Origin of the sequence: Synechococcus sp. C9 (genome assembly GCF_022984075.1) — a bacterium.
Taxonomy (GTDB): Bacteria; Cyanobacteriota; Cyanobacteriia; order Gloeomargaritales; family Gloeomargaritaceae; genus Gloeomargarita.
Genome location: NZ_JALAAD010000001.1, coordinates 2,302,504 through 2,321,754 on the forward strand (window position 1 = coordinate 2,302,504; position 19,251 = coordinate 2,321,754).

18 protein-coding genes and 1 pseudogene are annotated in these 19,251 nt (G+C 51.8%); 11 read left to right on the forward strand and 8 right to left on the reverse strand.

All coding sequences use genetic code 11. The annotated features are described in order from the left end of the window. Positions 1-49 precede the first annotated feature (49 nt). Together MLD66_RS11270 and MLD66_RS11275 are read right to left on the reverse strand one after the other, a co-directional pair. On the reverse strand, positions 50-1,201 hold the full coding sequence (locus MLD66_RS11270) for a homocysteine biosynthesis protein (RefSeq protein WP_247219092.1): 1,152 nt from the start codon (positions 1,199-1,201) through the stop codon (positions 50-52). A 24-nt stretch (positions 1,202-1,225) separates the two neighbouring features. After that, positions 1,226-1,942: a heme oxygenase (biliverdin-producing) gene (locus tag MLD66_RS11275; RefSeq protein ID WP_247217934.1), complete on the reverse strand. Its 717-nt coding sequence runs from the start codon at positions 1,940-1,942 to the stop codon at positions 1,226-1,228. 122 nt (positions 1,943-2,064) lie between these two features. Here MLD66_RS11275 and def point away from each other — a divergent pair, with 122 nt between their 5' ends. The 6 genes from def (at position 2,065) to rsmA (ending at position 8,002) form a co-directional block, all read left to right on the forward strand. Continuing rightward, positions 2,065-2,604, forward strand: coding sequence for a peptide deformylase (gene def, locus MLD66_RS11280; protein WP_247217936.1), 540 nt, complete (start codon positions 2,065-2,067; stop codon positions 2,602-2,604). 81 nt (positions 2,605-2,685) lie between these two features. Further along, positions 2,686-2,964, forward strand: coding sequence for an NAD(P) transhydrogenase subunit alpha (locus MLD66_RS11285; RefSeq protein ID WP_247217938.1), 279 nt, complete (start codon positions 2,686-2,688; stop codon positions 2,962-2,964). A gap of 62 nt (positions 2,965-3,026) precedes the next feature. Further along, positions 3,027-4,436 (forward strand): NAD(P)(+) transhydrogenase (Re/Si-specific) subunit beta, encoded by a 1,410-nt coding sequence (locus tag MLD66_RS11290; RefSeq protein WP_247217940.1) that lies wholly within the window; start codon positions 3,027-3,029, stop codon positions 4,434-4,436. 247 nt (positions 4,437-4,683) lie between these two features. After that, positions 4,684-5,340 (forward strand): Uma2 family endonuclease, encoded by a 657-nt coding sequence (locus tag MLD66_RS11295; RefSeq protein WP_247217943.1) that lies wholly within the window; start codon positions 4,684-4,686, stop codon positions 5,338-5,340. A 227-nt stretch (positions 5,341-5,567) separates the two neighbouring features. Next, positions 5,568-7,178 carry a DUF2079 domain-containing protein gene (locus MLD66_RS11300; protein ID WP_247217945.1) on the forward strand — a complete coding sequence of 537 codons (1,611 nt, stop codon included), beginning with the start codon at positions 5,568-5,570 and terminating at the stop codon, positions 7,176-7,178. Continuing rightward, the gene (gene rsmA / locus MLD66_RS11305; protein ID WP_247219094.1) at positions 7,175-8,002 is read left to right on the forward strand and encodes a 16S rRNA (adenine(1518)-N(6)/adenine(1519)-N(6))-dimethyltransferase RsmA; all 828 of its coding nucleotides are present in this window, start codon (positions 7,175-7,177) and stop codon (positions 8,000-8,002) included. The genes MLD66_RS11300 and rsmA overlap by 4 nt, the downstream gene beginning before the upstream one ends. Here rsmA and MLD66_RS11310 read toward each other — a convergent pair. Beyond that, positions 7,973-9,223 (reverse strand): hypothetical protein, encoded by a 1,251-nt coding sequence (locus MLD66_RS11310; RefSeq protein ID WP_247217947.1) that lies wholly within the window; start codon positions 9,221-9,223, stop codon positions 7,973-7,975. The two genes, rsmA and MLD66_RS11310, sit on opposite strands and share 30 nt — an antisense overlap. 171 nt (positions 9,224-9,394) lie before the next feature. After that, on the reverse strand, positions 9,395-10,075 hold the full coding sequence (locus MLD66_RS11315) for an FHA domain-containing protein (RefSeq protein WP_247217949.1): 681 nt from the start codon (positions 10,073-10,075) through the stop codon (positions 9,395-9,397). 139 nt (positions 10,076-10,214) lie between these two features. On the opposite strand from MLD66_RS11315, the gene MLD66_RS11320 reads away from it, so the two are divergent. Beyond that, positions 10,215-11,114 (forward strand): alpha/beta fold hydrolase, encoded by a 900-nt coding sequence (locus MLD66_RS11320; protein ID WP_247217951.1) that lies wholly within the window; start codon positions 10,215-10,217, stop codon positions 11,112-11,114. On the opposite strand, the gene glgX is transcribed toward MLD66_RS11320, so the two are convergent. After that, on the reverse strand, positions 11,032-13,104 hold the full coding sequence (gene glgX, locus MLD66_RS11325) for a glycogen debranching protein GlgX (protein ID WP_247217953.1): 2,073 nt from the start codon (positions 13,102-13,104) through the stop codon (positions 11,032-11,034). The two genes, MLD66_RS11320 and glgX, sit on opposite strands and share 83 nt — an antisense overlap. 156 nt (positions 13,105-13,260) lie before the next feature. On the opposite strand from glgX, the pseudogene MLD66_RS11330 reads away from it, so the two are divergent. Continuing rightward, a pseudogene (locus tag MLD66_RS11330) lies at positions 13,261-14,241 on the forward strand (IS630 family transposase). A gap of 231 nt (positions 14,242-14,472) precedes the next feature. On the opposite strand, the gene rfbB reads toward MLD66_RS11330, so the two are convergent. After that, positions 14,473-15,558: a dTDP-glucose 4,6-dehydratase gene (gene rfbB / locus MLD66_RS11335; protein WP_247219096.1), complete on the reverse strand. Its 1,086-nt coding sequence runs from the start codon at positions 15,556-15,558 to the stop codon at positions 14,473-14,475. 339 nt (positions 15,559-15,897) lie between these two features. On the opposite strand from rfbB, the gene MLD66_RS11340 reads away from it, so the two are divergent. Both MLD66_RS11340 and MLD66_RS11345 read left to right on the forward strand, forming a co-directional pair. Beyond that, a complete protein-coding gene (locus tag MLD66_RS11340) occupies positions 15,898-16,119 on the forward strand; it encodes a hypothetical protein (RefSeq protein ID WP_247217954.1) in 222 nt (73 codons plus the stop codon). Between the two features lie 185 nt (positions 16,120-16,304). Next, positions 16,305-16,979 carry an NAD(P)H-binding protein gene (locus tag MLD66_RS11345; RefSeq protein WP_247219098.1) on the forward strand — a complete coding sequence of 225 codons (675 nt, stop codon included), beginning with the start codon at positions 16,305-16,307 and terminating at the stop codon, positions 16,977-16,979. Here the strand turns inward: MLD66_RS11345 and MLD66_RS11350 are convergent. Then, entirely contained in the window at positions 16,950-17,057 is a 108-nt protein-coding gene (locus MLD66_RS11350) for a photosystem II reaction center protein Ycf12 (protein ID WP_247219100.1), read from the reverse strand. The genes MLD66_RS11345 and MLD66_RS11350 overlap by 30 nt on opposite strands. A 125-nt stretch (positions 17,058-17,182) precedes the next feature. Between MLD66_RS11350 and MLD66_RS11355 the strand changes: the two genes are divergently transcribed. Beyond that, positions 17,183-18,049 (forward strand): peptidoglycan recognition family protein, encoded by an 867-nt coding sequence (locus MLD66_RS11355; protein WP_247217956.1) that lies wholly within the window; start codon positions 17,183-17,185, stop codon positions 18,047-18,049. A gap of 8 nt (positions 18,050-18,057) precedes the next feature. On the opposite strand, the gene corA is transcribed toward MLD66_RS11355, so the two are convergent. Further along, a complete protein-coding gene (gene corA, locus MLD66_RS11360) occupies positions 18,058-19,248 on the reverse strand; it encodes a magnesium/cobalt transporter CorA (protein WP_247217959.1) in 1,191 nt (396 codons plus the stop codon). Positions 19,249-19,251: the final 3 nt, after the last annotated feature.

Consider the following 19,251-nt stretch of genomic DNA (forward strand, 5'->3'; position numbering starts at 1 on the left):
CCGTTAAGAATTAATTAAATTCATACCAACTAATAACTCTAGTATAGGGTTACTCCAGACCGTCCTGGGACAAAAATGCCCGGTCCATCGGCAGGGGCGCAATTGGTTCATTCAAGGTAAATTCCCCCCGCTCAATCCAGGATTTGAGAATTTCCGCCACCTCCAGAGACCAGGAAATGCTGGCGAGGGGGGCAGTACGGACTTGTGTCCCGTTAATCGTAATTCGCCCGGACTTGAGTTGGGCATAACTCACCAGTCCAAAGCTGGGACGCACTCGGCGGGGAATGGCAAAATCCATCACCGGCACGACAATATCCTCATCCTGTACTGCACAAGCGACAATCACCTGCTCATCCAGAACCGGGAAGGGTACCCCCACCCCCAGGTACAGCGAGGAACCGTAATGTTTGAAAAAACAGCCCCGCACCCACCGGGATTGCATCTGCTGGGCATCCCCAATCAGTGCCACCGTCGCCGCTGGTCCAATGGGCACCCGATTCGGGAGCCGTTTTTGCAAAGGGAAATGTTGCGTCCCTTCCCAGGCGATGTACCCCACCCCGCCCCCCAGAAATACCTTGGTGCCAATCCCCACACACCGCAAGTCCGGGTCGTTCAACAGGGGAGAAAGGGCACCCGTGCAGGCATACACTGCATTCCCCAATTGCGGCAGGAGGGGTCCCAGATAGGTGTAAAGCGTCCGGTCTCCCCCATTCACCCCCACGATAAAATTTTGGTACAAATTACGGGGATTGTACAGATAAAATTGGTTGATCGTATCTTTGCTAATCCGGGTTTCTAAGGTTGGGCGGGGATAACAATCTGTACTTTGCCCCACCGCCTTGAGGGCAACCGTGTTCCCGGCAATCAAATCGGCAATCACATGACCGCCCCCCCGCTCCGCTCCCTCGTCTTCTCCCAGTTGGGACGCCCCAATCACCACATCCACCGCCCCAAACCCGGTGTAGCACGGTACCCCATCCAACCAACATTGGCGCAGTTTAATCGGCGGGTCCGTCTGCCCCAGATTCAGCACCGCCCCGGAAGCCTCCATCGGCTCGAAGGTTCCCGTAGTAATCACATCCACGGTACGGGCACAGCGGGCGACCCCCCATTCCTTGACCCGGGCTTTGAGTTCTGCCGCCGTCCACACCACCGCTTGTTTCGCCTGGATTTTGGCGTTGATCTCTGCCCAGGTACGCAGGGTCATCGTTAGGAATAATGGGGATTATTCGGTGGCAGGTGCCAACTCCGTACTGCCCTTTTGCCGTCCCCTGACGATGGAGTTGTAGAGCATAATTCCGATGGCTTTGACCAGATTTCCCTCTAGTTCCTGGAACATTTTCATATTCAAGCCAAAGGCGGCGTTGGCTTCCTCCACAATCGCTTGAACCGTGCCCGCATCCACAGGCAGGGTATCCAAAATCTGGCGGTACTGGGCTTTGAAGGCTTTTTCGTCGGGAATTTGCTCAAAGTGGTAAAAAGCCACCCCTTCGTCCCCCAAATTCATGGCGTTTTGGGCAATTTTTTTGAGAATTTGTCCGCCCGATAAATCCCCCAAGTAGCGGGTGTAGGCGTGCGCCACCAACAATTCCGGCTGGGTGCGTGCCAATTCCTCAATGCGATGCACATAGGTCTGACCGGCTGGGGAAAGCCGAATTTCCTCCCGCCATTGGGCACCGTAGTAAAAGGCTAAATCCCGCTCCAGAGCCGGTTGACGCACCAATTCGGGGAAATACAATGGACCAACAACCGGATGTTCCCGGTGCTGTGCCATCGCCGCTTCCAACGCCCCATAGACGAAATAGAAATTCGCCACCAATTTGCGGTAGGACTGCTTTTCGACCACCCCTTTGAGGAAACAGCGGACAAAACCGACGTTTTCCGCCATCGTGTGGGCTTTTTTGGTGCCTTCCCGTAGTGCTAATGCCAATTGACTACTCATGTTAAGAATCCGTTATGATAATGTGAACAGGAACCAAAGCGTGGATACGTGCCTTCGTTCTCCCCCATTAATTAAAAATAAAGCCTGGACTCCCCCAATACTATTAAAAATCGTTAAGCATTATGACGCACACCATTCTGCAACTGGGGCATCCCACCCTCCACCACCCAGCGTCACCCGTTGAGCATTTCGCTGACCCTACCGTCCAGCAACTGATGGGGGATTTGGTGCGGGTATGTCAGGAAGCAAATGGCGTGGGCTTGGCGGCTCCCCAGGTGGGTGTGTCATTACAAATGCTGGTAGTGGCTTCCCGTCCCAATCCCCGTTATCCCCATGCACCCCTGATGCAACCCCTGGTGATGGTCAACCCGGAACTGGTGGCAATGGCTGGGGAACCCATCTGGGACTGGGAAGGATGCCTGAGTGTGCCCAACCAACGGGGGTTAGTCGCCCGGTCGCCCTGGGTGCGGGTGCGGTTTGTGAATGACCAGGGGGAGGTAGTGACCCAAGAGTTTGAGGATTTTGTGGCACGGATTGTCCAACATGAGTACGACCATCTCCAGGGAACCTTGTTCGTCGAACGGCAACCGCAACGATTGCTCACGGAAGCGGCGTACCGGACGGAAATCTTGGGTCAATGTATGGGCAATTGCTCCCCATGATCCCAAAGAATTTCTGTGGTTTGGGTAGGGCAGGGATTTCCTATGCCATATTGAGCTTTAATCTATGCAAATTCGCAATTTATGAACACCGCCTTAATCTCCGCCCTATTTGTGTTTGTACTGGCTTCCTTTGCCGGATTTGAGGTGATTAATAAAGTACCCCCGACCTTGCACACACCGTTAATGTCCGGTTCCAATGCCATTTCGGGGATTGCAGTAGTGGGAGCCATTTTGCTGGCTGGAACTGCCCAGGATACCTTGAGTGAAATTCTGGGAATTACGGCGATTGCCCTGGCGATGGTGAATGTGGTGGGTGGTTTTTTGGTCACTGACCGAATGTTGCAAATGTTCAAAAAATAGTTACTTAATAATAATTCCTTAAAAAAACTGTTCTACCCCTACGGATTTAGGAGCCAAACCCGATGAATTTAGCGAACCTTCTCCCCACCGGCATTGAACTCACCTATTTGGTTGCCATTTCCCTATTTATCATTGGCATTAAAAAATTGGGTTCCCCCGCTACGGCTCGGATGGGCAATGTCTGGGCGGCGGTGGGGATGTTGCTGGCTGTGGTGGCAACGTTATTACAACAACAGGTCTTGAATTACGGTCAAGTTCTCCTGGGTTTGGTGATTGGCTCGGTGGTGGGGGCGTGGATGGCGTACCGGGTGGAAATGACCGCCATGCCCCAGATGGTGGGTTTGTTGAATGGTTTGGGGGGGGCGGCTTCGGTGTTGATCGCCGGGGGAGAATTTTGGCGCAGTACCTTGTCCGGTATGCCCTTGGCAACATCGGCTTTAATTTCCACCCTGTTGGGGGTGTTGATTGGGGGCGTGACGTTTACGGGGAGTTTGCTCGCCTTTGGGAAATTGCAGGGCTGGGTGACGGGGAATCCGGTAATTTTGCCCCTGCAACGCTGGCTGACGGCGGGCTTGGCGGCGGGTACCCTGGCGGCGAGTGGGGTTTTACTGCTTTCCCCCCTGAATCTACCGGCTTTTGCGGCGGTATTGGTTCTCTCACTCATCTTTGGCGTGCTGTTTGTCCTGCCGATTGGGGGGGCGGATATGCCGGTGGTGATTTCCCTGTTGAACTCGTTTTCGGGTTTGGCGGCGGCGGCGACCGGGTTTATCCTGCTGAACGATGCCCTGGTGGTGTCCGGGGCGTTGGTGGGGGCATCCGGGCTGATTTTGACCCAGATCATGTGTAAGGCGATGAACCGTTCCCTGAGTAATGTCCTATTTGGGGCATTCACGGCGACCCAGGGGGGTACTGCTGGGGCGGGGGCAACGGTGGCGGGGACGATTCGGCGCACGGACGAGGAGGAAACGGCGATGATGCTTGCCTATGCCCGGTCGGTGGTGATTGTGCCGGGGTATGGGATGGCGGTGGCGCAGGCGCAACACACTCTGCGGGAATTGGCGGATGCCCTGGAACAGCGGGGGGTGTCGGTCAAGTATGCGATTCATCCGGTGGCGGGGCGGATGCCGGGGCACATGAATGTCCTGTTGGCGGAGGCGAACGTGCCCTACACCCAGTTGTACGACATGGAGGCGATCAACCCGGAATTTGAGCGTACGGATGTGGCGTTGGTGGTGGGTGCCAATGATGTGGTAAATCCGGCGGCACGCCATGATAAAAATAGTCCCATTTACGGAATGCCGATCTTAGAAGTGGATAAAGCCCAACGGACGGTGGTGATCAAACGGGGCATGAGCCGGGGTTATGCGGGGGTAGAAAATGAATTGTTCTACAAAGAACGCACCGCCATGTTATTTGGAAGTGCCCGGGAAGTGATTGCCCAATTGCTCAATGAGGTCAGACAGTTGGGATAATCCCTGATTAGGACACTTCTAAAAATAGGTCGCAGGGGCATTAAAATTGCTTCTTAGAGATTAACCTAGAGCATAGGGATTCGATAGAACCAAGTGCGGGGGCGGTGTCCCTGAAACCCCTGTTTTCGTAGGATTAGCGTAGCCATACTCAATTACCGTTGTTATACAATAGCTTTAAGAAATTTGGCATCTTAGCATAACCTAGATACGATAGGGCTAGTTCAATCCAAACTCCCAGGGGCTATTTATGGTTCAAATGCCGATCAAACCCCAACTTCTGTATCCTGATTCGGATGGTCAACCGATGGCTGACAATACGGTGCAATATCGTTGGATTGTCCGTCTAGTTGCCAATCTCAAGCATCTTTTTAAGGGGCAACCTGCTTTTGTGGCAGGGAATTTGCTCTGGTATCCGCAACCAGTGGTAATGCCACCTGTTCCTGTCCAAGCTCCCGATGTAATGGTGGTTTTAGGGCGGCCTGAGGGTGATCGCGGTAGCTATAAGCAGTGGGAAGAAGACAATATTGCTCCCCAGGTTGTATTTGAGATTTTGTCGCCGAGCAACAGTGCCAGAGAAATGCTGAATAAGCAGTTATTTTATCGAGAGCATGGGGTTTTAGAGATGTTTTTTTATGACCCGGAATCCTATGATTTTTGGGGAATGGTTCGACCTGATTTAGACCACGATTTTGCACCGATTACGGCATTGAATTTTCCCTGGACTTCGCCGACGCTAGGGGTTCGGTTTGAAATGTTTGATGATGGGCTGGCGGTCTTTCATCCCAATGGGGAGCCGTTTCAAGACCCGGATGCGATTTTTGAGGAACGGGATCAGGCACGGCAAGAACGAGATCGCGCCTTTGCCAAGTTGAGGGAACTGGGAATTGACCCAGCACAATTATGAGGCGTTGCAGATATGAATTGAAGTTTATGGTTAATTTAACCCTAGGATGGGAGCGAGGTTGTTCCTGTACTGGTTTTGCGATTGTTATACCCATATTCAGCAACACCTGTTTATCAATCCTGTCATAGGGTTCACCCTGGGGTAATGGCTGGAGCGGGAATAGACCGCCTTGCAAGAATCGCACCAGAAAATGACACAATAATTAGACGAGTTCATTCCCCGGCCCCATGCTCAAAAAATGGGTTAATTACCTGCGCCAACCTGACCAGCCCTACCTGGTAGCCGCTGTTTTTTTCGTGGTGATTTTCAGCCTTTTACTCCTGCGTTACGGCACATTTTTTGCCACCTACGACCAGGGCATTTTTAACCAACTGTACTGGAATAGTCTGCACGGACGTTTTTTTGAAAGTTCCCTTTCGTCTGGGTTATCCGTTGCCGTGCGTTTGGATGGGGATGTTGCCAGTGTGTTTTATCACCGCCTGGGTCAGCATTTCACCCCTGCCCTGATGCTTTGGCTCCCGGTCTATGCCCTGGCTCCCTCACCGGTTACATTAATTTTACTGCAATCGTTATTACTTACTGTTGGGGGAATGGTTCTCTATTTTTTAGCCCGTCATTGGCTGGAAGCCCCCTTAGCTTGGTGGATCAGCACCGGTTATTACACAGCGGGGGCGGTGATTGGACCAGCCTTGGGCAATTTCCATGATGCGGTGCAATTACCCCTATTTTTATTTGCCGCTATCTTAAGTTTAGAACGCCGGTGTTGGTGGCTGTTTTGGGCGCTGATTTTACTTACATTAATGATTCGTGAAGATACGGGAATTGTGGTGTTTGGGTTGGGGGTTTATTGGTTACTTAGCCGCCGATTTCCCTGGGTGGGTTTAACTGTTTGTTGTGTGAGTTTTTTGTATGTGGTATTGGTGACCAATGTTTGGATGCCAGCCTTTTCCGAAGATTTAAGCCGCCGCTTTTTGCCGGGATATTTTGGGCAGGTAACGGGTGATGAAGCCGAAGCGACCAATACCCTGGAAATCCTCAAAGGTATCTTGACCAATCCGATGCAACTCCTGCTCATTTTGGGTCGCCGTCCCCTACGCATTGTACTATATTTGTTAGGACAATGGTTGCCCTTAGCCTTGGTTCCTGCCGTTGCTTGGCCCGCCTGGGTGATGGTGATCTTTCCCCTGGGGCAGAGAATCTTACAAAATTCCCACATTGCCCTGCTGTTGAATGTACGTTATGCAATTAACTTGGTACCTGCACTTTTTTATGGCGCAATTCTGTGGTGGGCACAGCATCGGGAGTGGTTTCAGCGGCGATGGCAGACATTTTGGGGCTGGTGTATGGGGGTTTCAGTGGTGCTGATCATTCTCGCTAATCCCAACAATAGCTTCTCCTGGGTACTGCCAGATTCTGTACAGCCGTGGGTTTGGGTTCCCCTGCATCAACGCTGGCACCATCGGGGAGAAATTCAGCAACTACTGACGCAAATTCCCGCACAGTCAACCGTAGCCGCTACGAACCAATTGATTCCTCCCCTATCCAATCGGCGGGGCATTCTGCGGTTCCCCCAGTACCAACTACGTCTGGACAACAACCAAGTACAATCGGTGGACTATATCATTACGGATTTGTGGTATTGGCGGCGATTTAGTCTGCCTTGGAAAAATGCCTGGGATATTCGGGAATTGCACCAACGGATCACCCAGGGAGAATATGGGATCATTGGTCTGCGGGATGAGGTCGTTTTACTGCAAAAAGGGGCGGTTACATCCCCAGAATTGCAACAACAATGGCAGACTTTGTACCAAGAATTGCTGTCCCTGTGGCAACCATGACCCCCCGCCCCCGCAAATCCCTGGCACAATACTGGCTTAAACGGGAAGATATTCTGCAAAAAATTATAGAGGCGGCTGAACTAAAAACCACCGACAGTGTTTTAGAAATTGGCCCAGGGGCTGGCAATTTAACCCGCTATTTACTGCCCCAAGTACAGGGATTGTTGGCGGTAGAATTAGACCAGGAATTGATCCCATTTTTGCACAAAAAGTATGGGCATCATCCCCATTTTTGGTTAATTCAAAAGGATATTTTAACCTTAGATTTACCAGCGGAATTACGCCAAAATCCCCCATTTCCACCGCCCAATAAAGTCGTTGCCAACATTCCCTACCACATCACTGGCCCGCTGTTGCATTATCTGCTGGGTTCTCCGAGCCGTCCCTGGCCTTCGCCCTTTGAGCGGGTGGTATTGCTGGTGCAAAAAGAAGTTGCCCAACGGTTGACCGCCCAGCCTGGAAGTAAAATTTTTGGGGCATTGTCAGTACGAATACAGTATATTGCCCACTGTGCTTGGGTGTGTGATGTGCCTGCTAGTGCGTTTTATCCCCGCCCGCAAGTGGATTCAGCCGTTATTTGTTTAACCCCTCGGAGTTCTGACCCGATTGTGCGGGAACCCCAACGGTTTGAGCGGTGGGTACAACAGGGGTTTAGCCAGCGGCGCAAAATGTTGCGGAATACCTTGCCGGTGGCGCCAGAGATTTTAACCCCCCTGCTGGCCCAGTTAGGCTATCCCGAAACCGTCCGTGCCGAAGCCATCACCGCCCCAGATTGGGTACGTTTATGTAATTATTTAAGCGAACAATTGCCGGATAAACCGTAAATCAACGATTCCAAAATGCAGACTAAACGCTAATTTCAAGTTTTCTAATACTTTAATCAGCCAGCGCACCTGCCCCTGGGCTTGGTCGGCATAGCGGTTGAATAATAAACAGATCAGCCGTTCCAAATAGCCCTTGACTTTTTTGCAGATTAAAACAATTTTTAATAAAAGTCCTACCATTTTGGTTGGCCCCAACTGGCAAATCAGGTCAATAAAGTTTTTGTGATTGGCATCTTTGTTATTCTCAATTACCAAAAAATTCAGCAAGCGGCTACAGGTACGGGTGATCAGAAAATCATTCACCCCTTGGGTATCAAATTGGGGGAAGAGTTCATCCATGAATTGATACAATTTTCGCTCAAAAATATCCCGGTCTTTGCTAGGAGGAATGGCGGCGATCAGATAGGCGGCTAAATTGTATTTATATCGGCGGTAGTTTTGCCCTTCGGGATTTTCCCGCAAAAATTGCTCCGCCCGCTCCTGATAGGTCAGCCCATTGTCCACCTTTGTCCCAAACAATTTGAACGCCACAAATAGCTCCTGATTGGTGAGCATGGTGGGATTTTTCACCGGCTCTAAATTTTTGGTCGCACCCAAGGCCCGCCGGTACTCGTAGGTCACATAACGACCTAATTGATGTTCAAATTGCTGTTGCACCTGGGTTTGCAACTTATGCACAATGTCCAACTGCTCCTGGAACTGTTGCCGGTCTTCCGCCCCCGCCAACTGCGCTTCGTAGAGATAGGGATACCGACGCAACAAACAGGCCAAGGGCTGGTTCTCGGCGGGTTCATCGGTGGCTTCGAGCAGGGCAATGGTTTGGCACAGCCGTAGGTATAGGTCCGTTCCCTGAAATGCCTGGAATAACCGGCGCAGGGTGCCTACCGTTTTCCCCCGGTCACCGCCTCGCAGAGGGGTAGGGGTCGCCAAAATATCCACCAACTGGCGGATCGCCCAGCGATGTTGGGACTGGTTTTGCCAATGGTTGATGAGAATGTAACAACTGCGGTTGAGGATAAACCGGAACCGCTGGCTGGCCTCCGGGCGCAAAATTAACTGCTCCAGGGTCGCCACCACCGACGGATTGCCACACTTTAACTCGGTGAATAATGCCCGAAACCGCTCCAGTACCGACGTGGGCGCTTCCCGCTGTACCCACTGGTAAATGCAGGTGTAAATCACCTCTTCATCGGCACTTCTAAGCATATCCACAGCGGCCATTACCCCACCTCCTGTGCAAGGAACCCAACCACGGTTATCAGTAATAATACGGACAGGCTGTATGACATTGTTTGTACGTTTAGGTGGAAATACGGAAGGTGCCAATTCCCGATTGGGCGCACGTTTCCCCTAGTTCTTATTAGAAGGGATAAATGTGTTTTGCTGTGTAAGTTAGATCACAAGGGGCTGGCGATCTGGGTTACGGGTCGAGGGTTGGGGCTGGAGCCGTTGCTGGAACCACCAAATACCGCCCATGAGCAGTAATCCCACGGCAATGCCTGCCAAGAGCCACAGCCAAGGTATGCGGGCAGGGGGAGGGGTTGGGGTGGCGGGTGCGGGAGCCAAATGCTGGGTGACTGCTTCGGGGATTGGGTTCGGGGCTGGTTCGACCATCAACCCGGCCACTTCGGTCAGGGATTGTTCCACCACCGGTGCCTTGATACTGCGAAATTCGGCGGCGTGGAGATACTTGCTGATCTGGGGATCCAGCGCAGTGCCGTGGTAATAGATGGCGTGGGCATCGGGGGCAAATTCCACCACGTCCCCGTCGGTCAAGGTATGGTGGGATACGTGGATGCCGTTGACTTTGATCCCGTTGGTGCTGGTTTTGCCCGCCGCATTGCCGTCCTGAATTTGGTAGTGGTACTCGTGGGAGCCGGGGATGGGCACCCGCAGGAGCAGGGCGTGTTGCCGGGAAACCGAGTCCGCATGGAAGACAATGGCACTGGTGGCGTCCCGCCCAATGGAATAGGTGGCCGCTTCCAATGCCAAAACCTGTTGCCCTTGGGGGTCTTCAACGACCAAAATGTGCAAACGTTGGCTGGTATCGTCTGCTGTCAAGGGGGCTGGCATGGCAGGTCACTTTAGGATTTCTACCTAGTCCTATTTTACCCGCCTTAGCGACATCCCAGTCATTTCCCAGGCATGGCTGGCACCACTGCTTCTCGACCTTTACAATGGGGGATGTAACGAAACGTAAAGGCATGAACCCATGACGGCGACTCGGGTGGACAGCCAACATCAGTACCGGATGTGGCAGGGGTGGCGTACCCATTGGGTGCAGGCGGGGAATCAAGGGCCGGCCATGCTACTGATTCATGGGTTTGGGGCTTCGACGGCCCATTGGCGGTACAATCTCCCGGATTTGGCGCAGGACCATCGGGTGTGGGCGGTGGATTTGTTGGGGTTTGGCCGCTCGGAGAAACCGCCGGTGCTGTACACGGGGGAGTTGTGGCGGGAACAACTGCGGGATTTTGTCACCCAGGTGATTGGGGAGCCGGTGGTGCTGGTGGGCAATTCTCTGGGGGGCTATGCGGCCTTGTGTTTTGGGGTGGATTGTCCTCAATGGACGCATGGGGTGGCTCTGTTGAATTGCGCCGGGCCGGTGGGGGAAGATAGCATCCGTCCTAACCCAGTCCAGCGGTTGTTGTTCCAAATTCCGGGGGTGGTGGAACTGGCGAGTGCCGGTCTATTTTTCTATATGCGGAATCCCCTGGTGATTCGGCGGATTTTACAACAGGTGTACAAAGACCATACGCACATTGATGAAGAATTGATCCAAAGTATTTACGAACCAGCCTGGGATGCGGGGGCATTGGGGGTGTTTCGGGCGGTGTTTAAGTCGCCCCCCGGTCGTCGTTTGGACCAGTTACTGCAGGGGTTAACGTCGCCGCTGCTGCTGATGTGGGGTACATCGGATCCGTGGATGACTGTGGCCCGGGCGGAAAAGTGTAATGCCTTGGTGCCTACAGCCCAGGTGGCATGGCTGGATGCGGGGCATTGTCCCCACGATGAACGCCCGGATTTGGTTAATCCGCTGTTGCGTCGCTGGGTGCAAACCGTCGTAGAATCACGCTTGAACGGGGATTTGCCAGGTATTGGGGCGTGGTGACGGGGGGGCCGGCGGAGTCAATGGCACCGGGGAGATGGGTGTCCAAGAGTCGCTGCCAGGGGTGGGGCGGCAGGGTGAAGGGCAAGCCTTCCCAGTAGCTATTGAGAATCACATACAGATGTTCTCCGGCTTTGGGCATGACCATTTCCAGGGCGAGGGCATGGCCGTCCGGGTGCCAGCCTTGTTGTCCCAATTCGGTGCCGTGCCAGACCACGTAGGGATAGGGGACAGGTTCTACCACTGGATAGGTTTCCACCCGCAGGCGGTTTTCCTCTTCAAACAGGCGCAGGGATTGCATCCAGTGCAGGAGTTTTTGCCAAAAGTGGAGCATATCCCGATGCCGATGTACCAAATCCCAGTCAAACCAACTGATTTCGTTGTCCTGCCCGTAGGCGTTGTTGTTTCCCCGTTGGGTGCGGCGCACTTCGTCCCCCATCAGGATCATGGGCGTGCCCTGGGCGAGGGTGAGAATGACCAGAAAGTTTTTGATTTGTTTGATGCGGAGGGCTTCGATCTGGGGGTCGTCGCTGGGCCCTTCCTGCCCACAGTTCCAACTGTAGTTGTCGTTGGCTCCGTCCCGGTTGTCCTCCCCGTTGGCCTCGTTGTGTTTTTGGTTATAGGAAACCAGGTCATTCAGCGTAAAACCGTCGTGGCAGGTGATGAAATTGATGGTGCGGTTGGGGATTTGGTGGGGGTCCCGGTACAGGTCGGGGCTACCCAACAGGCGGGCGGCCAACCAGCCCAGCATCCCCCGGTCGCCCTTAACGAAGCGGCGCACATCATCCCGAAAGGGGCCATTCCACTCGGCAAACCGTTCCCCAATAAAGGAACCCACCTGGTACAATCCGGCGGCATCCCAAGCTTCGGCAATGATTTTGGTGCCCGCCAACACCGGGTCGGATTCGATCAGCCAGGGCAGGGGCGGGTCCGCCAGGGGAAAGCCGGTTTTACTGCGGGATAAAATGGAAGCCAAATCAAACCGAAACCCATCCACGTGCATCACATCCACCCAGTAGCGCAGGGAATCCAGGATCAAGCGCCCGACAATTTCGTGGTTGGCCTTGACCGTATTGCCGCAACCGCTATAGTTGGCATAAAAAGCCGGGTTATGGGACTCCAAAATGTAATAGGCTTGGTTTTCGATCCCCCGAAACGATAGGGTTGGGCCTTCATGGTTGCCCTCGGCGGTGTGATTAAAAACCACATCCAGAATGACTTCGATCCCGGCTCTATGCAGGGCTTTGACCATATCCCGAAATTCGTCTAATGGCCCCAGTAAGGATTGGTCAGAACTATAGGCCCGGTGGGGGGCGAAAAAGGCCAGGGTACTGTAGCCCCAATAGTTGACCAAACCGGGGGGGGCATCCTGGGGGTCAAACTGATGGACGGGCAGTAATTCCACCGCCGTAATTCCCAAGGATTGCAGGTAGGGGATTTTCTCAATCAGCCCCGCATAGGTGCCCCGTTTGCCCTCGCTCACCCCGGAATTGGGATGCGCCGTAAAGCCTTTGACGTGCATTTCATAAATAATGGTGCGGGCGTAGGGAATTTCCAGGGGCACATCCCCTTCCCAGTCGTAGTGAGAGGGGTCAACCACCACCCCCCGCAGGGCGGTCGCACAGTTATCCCCCGCACGGGTGGCCGCTCCCCGGTCATAGCGTTCCCAGCCCACCACGGCCCGGGCGTAGGGGTCAAGTAGCACCTTACTGCCGTCAAATCGATGGCCTAACTCCGGGGCAAAAGGGCCATACACCCGGTAGGCGTACACCTGTCCATGCCCAATCCCAGCGACAAAAATATGCCAATAGTTGGCTGTGCGATGGAGGGGGGCGGTGAGGGAGAGCACATGGGCGGGTTTGGGGTCATCGGCGTGCTCAAAGAGCAATAGCTCCACCCGTTCGGCGTGTTTGGAAAATAGGCAAAAATTCACCCCCCCGGCGGTAACGGTCGCCCCCAGGGGAAAACTGCGTCCCCGTTGTATGCTCAGCATGGTCGGTTTTCTGAAAATCCTACTTGAAATTATGGAGGATCGAGGAAAAGATAGCTGGGATTATGCTAAAAAGATTAATGAATAGATGGGGGTGAGAACCTACAGTCTTTTTTGTTATTATTAGGATACAATCCATAGAAATGAGAGGACAAAGAGATGCCTACCCATTCCTTAGATTTACGGCAAAGAATTGTAGTTGCATACCAAGTGGGAGAACAATCAGGGAAGTAGCTAAGCGGTTTATAGCGAAGCGTGGCGAAGCCATTGGTAACTAAAAGGACAGTACATCGCCTCGTACAACAGTATAAACAGACTCAAGACTTAACACCTAAGAAAGTAGGGACATTAGGCTGTGCCGTGCCGGAGGCATAGCAAGTTGGAATTTTAGAACAAAATCAAGTTGAGATTTTAGCCATTGTTGAAGAGTATCCAGATAACTGTTTGTGGCAATATCTCGAAATAATTGGAGAAAGGCTAGGAATCCATGTGAGCATTAGCACATTGCATTCTTTCTTGAAAAAGCATAAAATCACTCTAAAAAAAAGACATTTCGCAGTGAAAAAGTCAAGAGTGAAGTTGTGCAGAACGCTTAGAATACTGGCATAAGATTGGAAGTGTTCCAGCCGAAGATATAGTTGCCGTAGATGAAACAGAAGGGAGGGCATGGAGAGGCAAGTTGCACGGAGTTTACAAGGGAAAAAAGTTTATAGTTATCGCCAGAAAAACAAGGGTCAAAAATACACGTTAATTGGTGCTATATCTGTGGATGGCATTGTTTGTCATAAAATCATCAAAGGCTCCATGAAGAAACAGGATTTTTTAGAATTTGTGAAAACAGAATTATGCCCAAAATTAAATGAGAAGAAGGTGGTAATTATGGACAACTTGAATAGTCATAAAGCCATAGAAGTACAACAGATGATTAGCCAGACTGGTGCTCGTTTATTGTATCTCCCTGTGTATTCACCAGAATTTAATCCAATTGAAATGATGTGGTCAGTCCTAAAGAATTTTATTCGACAGTTTCATGATTCACCAGTAAAAAATATACAGTCAATTATCCAAGCATCTTTGTTATTGATTAATCCTTCTTCTTTTGCAAATTGGTTTGCCAAATGTTGCTACTGTACCCCATAATAAAAGAAAAGGCTGTATCCAAGGACAGTGATTATATAGCAGTCCTATTCAATTAGCGTTAGCTTGCGTGCCGTAGGCATACAGAAATTTTCCAGAACCAAGAACGGCGGCGGTGCCCCTGCGACCTCTGTGCCATTCTTATTTAGGATTGCTATATATCTTTACAACCACATATTTTGAATCATTGATGCGCCGGAACGGTCACAGGAGAAAATCTTATGTTTGAAACTCTTAATGGGATTCGCCTTTTCCCATTGTATCTCCGTAATTTTTTACTACCCAATCATCGTAGTTTTGAGATTTGCATTGTCTTAACCATTCGAGATTATCTAAATACCAGCGTATTGTTTTTCTCAAGCCACTGTCAAGGGTTTCCGTTGGCTCCCAACCTAGCGTTTGTTTGATTTTACTAAAATTCACACAGTAACGATAGTCATGCCCAGGTCTATCTTTCACGAAAGTTATTAGGGATTGATAACTGAAATTTGACCTCGGCAAAACTTCATCTAAAATTGTACATATTTGTGTAACTAATTCTAGGTTGGTTGGTTGATTACCGCCGCCAATATTATAGGTATCTCCCACTTTGCCTTTCAGTAGGACAAGAGAAATAGCTCGACAGTGGTCTTCGACATAGAGCCAATCCCTAATATTTTCTCCACTGCCATAAATAGGTAATGGTTTTTGATTGATAGCATTAAAAATCATTAAGGGAATGAGCTTCTCTGGGAATTGCCGAGGACCATAATTATTCGAGCAATTGATGGTCAATGTGGGCAAACCATAGGTATGATGATATGCTCTCACCAAATGATCTGAGCTGGCTTTGGATGCGGCATAGGGGCTGTTAGGAGCATAGGGTGTATTTTCTGAAAAAGCAGGTTCACCGGCTTGCAGAGAACCATATACTTCATCGGTAGAAATATGTAAAAACCTAAAATTTTCTTTTTGATCTGGCAATAATTCCTGGTAAAAAGCTCTCACCGCTTCGAGTAATTGGAACGTACCTACCACATTGGTTTGGATAAACTCTTGAGGACTAAATATGGAGCGATCAACGTGACTCTCCGCCGCAAAATTAACAACATATTGGGGCTGGTGTTGTCTGAGGAGTGATAGCACTAATGTACTATTCCCTATATCCCCTTGTTGAAATATGTAGCCAGTATCGTTTTTGAGTTGCTCAAGACTTTTAGGGTTACTGGCGTAGGTCAATTTATCTAAGTTAATAATTTCTGCCATTTCCTGGGAGCGGGCGTAAAGGATGAAGTTCGATCCAATAAACCCACTACCGCCTGTCACCAAAATCTTTCCCATCATGGACTCGCTGACCAGAAATTAAAATACTACAAAAGAATCATAGTTCAAAATTGGCAAAATGGGATAAAAAATTAAGATTGCCAATATATAGCAGTTCTATTTGATTTGCAAACAAAAATTTTTCAGAACCAAATACGGGGGCGGTGCCCCTGCGACCCCTGTTCTAAACTCAGTGAGGATGACTATAGCAGTCCCACTTGATTAGCGAACCAAAATTCTCCAGAACCAAGGACGGAGCATTGCCCTGCGACCTTAGAATCTTTAATTAAATTATTCCGAAATTTTGGTGCATAGATTGCCTTATAATCAAGCGTAATTCGTTGCTGAAGTATCCCGGTGCGGAAACTACTTCCGGCATTCTGCGCTTTTGCCTTGGGTTGGGGTTGGATGGGGCGTGCCTGGGCACAACCGCCAGTGATTTTCACCTGGAATGGGATTTTGGACATCACTGAGGAGGAATGCGTCCGCCGCTCCCAGCAAATGTTACGCCAGCAGGGTTTGTTCAATGTGCAAATTCAGGACATTCACATTACATTGATGGGGAAACCAACCGGGTGAGCGTTAGCATTGCCTGTTTCGGAGGGAGCCAGTCCACCCTAGTCTTTATCATCGTTGCCGCCCCTACCCCCGAGGAGGCCCGAGTGATGCGGGATGCCCTGAGCCGGAATTTTTAACCGCCGAGGTAAGCAGGGGAATGTTACAGTAATTTAATAGTTAGTTACAACATTGAATAAGTGGAATCCATGCGGGCATTAGTGGCGGGGGCGACTGGGGCAACCGGGCGGAGGATTGTGGAAGAATTGGTGCGGCGGGATATGCCGGTGCGGGCGGGGGTGCGGGACGTAGAACGGGGTCGCCGGATGTTACCCCCCCAGGTGGAGGTGGTTTACGCCGATGTCACCCAACCCCGTACCCTAGGGGCGGCGATGGCAGGCTGTACGGTCGTGCTTTGTGCCACGGGTGCCCGTCCTTCCTTTAATGTCACGGAACCTTGGGCGGTGGACTGTTGCGGGACGCAAAACCTGGTGGATGTGGCCAAAATCCAGGGCGTAGCGCATTTCGTGCTGGTGTCTTCCCTATGCGTGTCCCAGTTTTTTCACCCCTTGAATTTGTTTTGGTTTATTTTGTACTGGAAAAAGCAAGCAGAATTGTATTTACAAAATAGTGGTTTGACCTATACGATTGTGCGCCCCGGGGGACTCCTGAATGAGAATATCCCCGGTGGCTTGGTGATCCAGGGTGCTGATACGCTTTTTGAGGGGCGGATTCCCCGACAGAGGGTGGCGCAGGTGTGTGTGGAGGCGTTGCACCAACCGGCGGCTCGGCAAAAAATTGTGGAGGTGATCACCCGCCCGGAACAACCGGAATCTCCGCCGGAGTCCTGGTTTTCACAGGTTGCCGTTGCGGGCCACCAGTAGAAAAATCACCGCTGGCCCGGCCAGTACCACCAACGCAATCAAGACTAACTGCACCAACAATTCCCAGTTATCCAGCAGTGCGGACATAGGACATTCTCCCAGATGAACATCAGCCATTTTAGGAGAAGCGGGTTACAGCCGGGGTAAACGCTACAAAATGTTATAAAAAAGTTAGCCCAATGGGACGGGTGTGAGGAATTGGCATGGTACGGGTCGGGCGATGGCTGGTCTGCATCCTCCTGGCTGTGGTCGCTTTGGTGGCAACTCAGGCGGTGGGCTGGTGGCAACCATCACTGACACCCACCCTAGTGAGCCAACTTTCGCCCCTGCCTGCTGGGCCGGGGTTATGCCCCCCGAATTTATCCCCCGCCAAGTCCTGGCCGGCGTATCATCCCCCCGAAGAGGTGGCTCCTGCCCATCCCAGTAATTACGGTCTGCGGCATCGGTTGGACGTGTGGGGGCAACCGGCGGAGTACCCCCCCTTGATCGTTTTGCATGAAACCGCTGGCTCGGCGGACGGGGCGATTGCTATGTTTCAAAAAGACCATACGGGGCGGGATGACCGGCAGGTGAGTTACCATGTCCTGATTCGCCGGGATGGTACGGTGGTCTGGGTTGTGCCGCCGGAATTGCGGGCCTATGGGGCGGCTCCTTCCGCTTTTCGGGGGCAGGCGGTGAAAACCAACCCGAAAGGGGTGTTTTCGGTGAATAATTTTGCCTACCACATTTCCTTTGAGTCCCCGGTGGATGGCTATTATCGCCCGCCGGATGTCCCCCAACCTACCCCGACCCCCAGTGCGAGTCCCAAGGCGACCACAGCCACCCCGACCCCTGCGCCCACGCCGGTGAATCCCCTGGTCCACAGCGGTTACACGGATGCCCAGTACCAGTCCTTGGCTTGGGTGATTGCCAAAACCTGCGTGCCCTGGGAACGGATCACGACCCACAAGGCGGTGGACACTTCCGGTTCGCGCGCTGACCCCCGCAGTTTTGATTGGCAGAAATTTCGCCGCTATTTGCACCAGTATCCCCGACGGCGGGAAATCTTTTTTGGGTTTAATAATGAGTGAATCGGTGGCTAACTCCGGCGCAGGTCATCCCGCATTTCCCTCAGACCGGCGGAAAAATCATCAAACCAGCCCCGGCGTTTGAAAAAGATCACTAAGGCTATGGCAATCACCAGCATCAACCCCAGGGCAAAGGGATACCCCCAATACCAATCTAATTCCGGCATATTCCAAGGGGATTTGTCCGGGTCAAAATTCATCCCATACACCCCAGCAATAAACGTTAAAGGGATAAAAATAGTGGAAATGACGGTGAGAAATTTCATAATTTCATTCATTTTATTGCCAATCGCCGACAGATACACATCCATCAAACTTGAGGCCACTTCCCGATAGGTTTCCACAATGTCCATCACCTGCACCGTGTGGTCATAACAATCCCGCAAATACACCCGCACGTCCGCCCCAAAAAAATCCCCCGCATCCCGGATCAAACTGTTCATCGCATCCCGCAGGGGCCAAATCAACCGCCGCAAACTGAGCAAATCCCGTTTCAGTTGGTGAATCTCCGCCAAGGTCGCCCGGGTGGGCTGGAGCACCACCTCGTCTTCTAATTCTTCCAATCGCTCCCCGTACAGTTCTAAAACCGGAAAAAAACCATCCACAATCGTATCCAAAAGGGCGTAGGTGAGGTAGTCCACCCCATAGTTGCGAATCATGCCTTTGCCAGTGCGAATCCGTTCCCGTACCGAATGAAAGGTATCCCGTTCTCCCTCCTCTTGGACGGTTACTAAATAACCCCGCAGACCCACAATAAAACTCACCTGTTCCGTTTCAAAACCATAGCCGGATTCTTTTGGGGTAACCATACGGGTAATGAGCAACAAATGATCCGGATATTGTTCCACTTTGGGGCGTTGGGGGACGTTGACCACATCTTCCAAGGTCAAGGGATGCAAACCAAACACCTGCCCCAATTCCCGAAAAATCTCCTCCGCACCCAAGCCCCGCACATCCAACCAGGAAACGGACGGGCTATCCAGGTAGGGCACGCATTCCCGGGGACGGGTCAGGAGTTGCCGGGTGGCCTGTTGCGAGGTGTAATCAATTAAAACCAATTCCGGCGGGGGAGCCTCCGGGTCAATGGTGAGCGTGCCGGGGGCATCACCGGGGTCATCGTAGTAATAATCAATGTACGATTCATCCCCCCAGGCGGACTCCTGACTCCGGGGAGCATGGGTGGGGTTAACCTGGGGACTCATGGC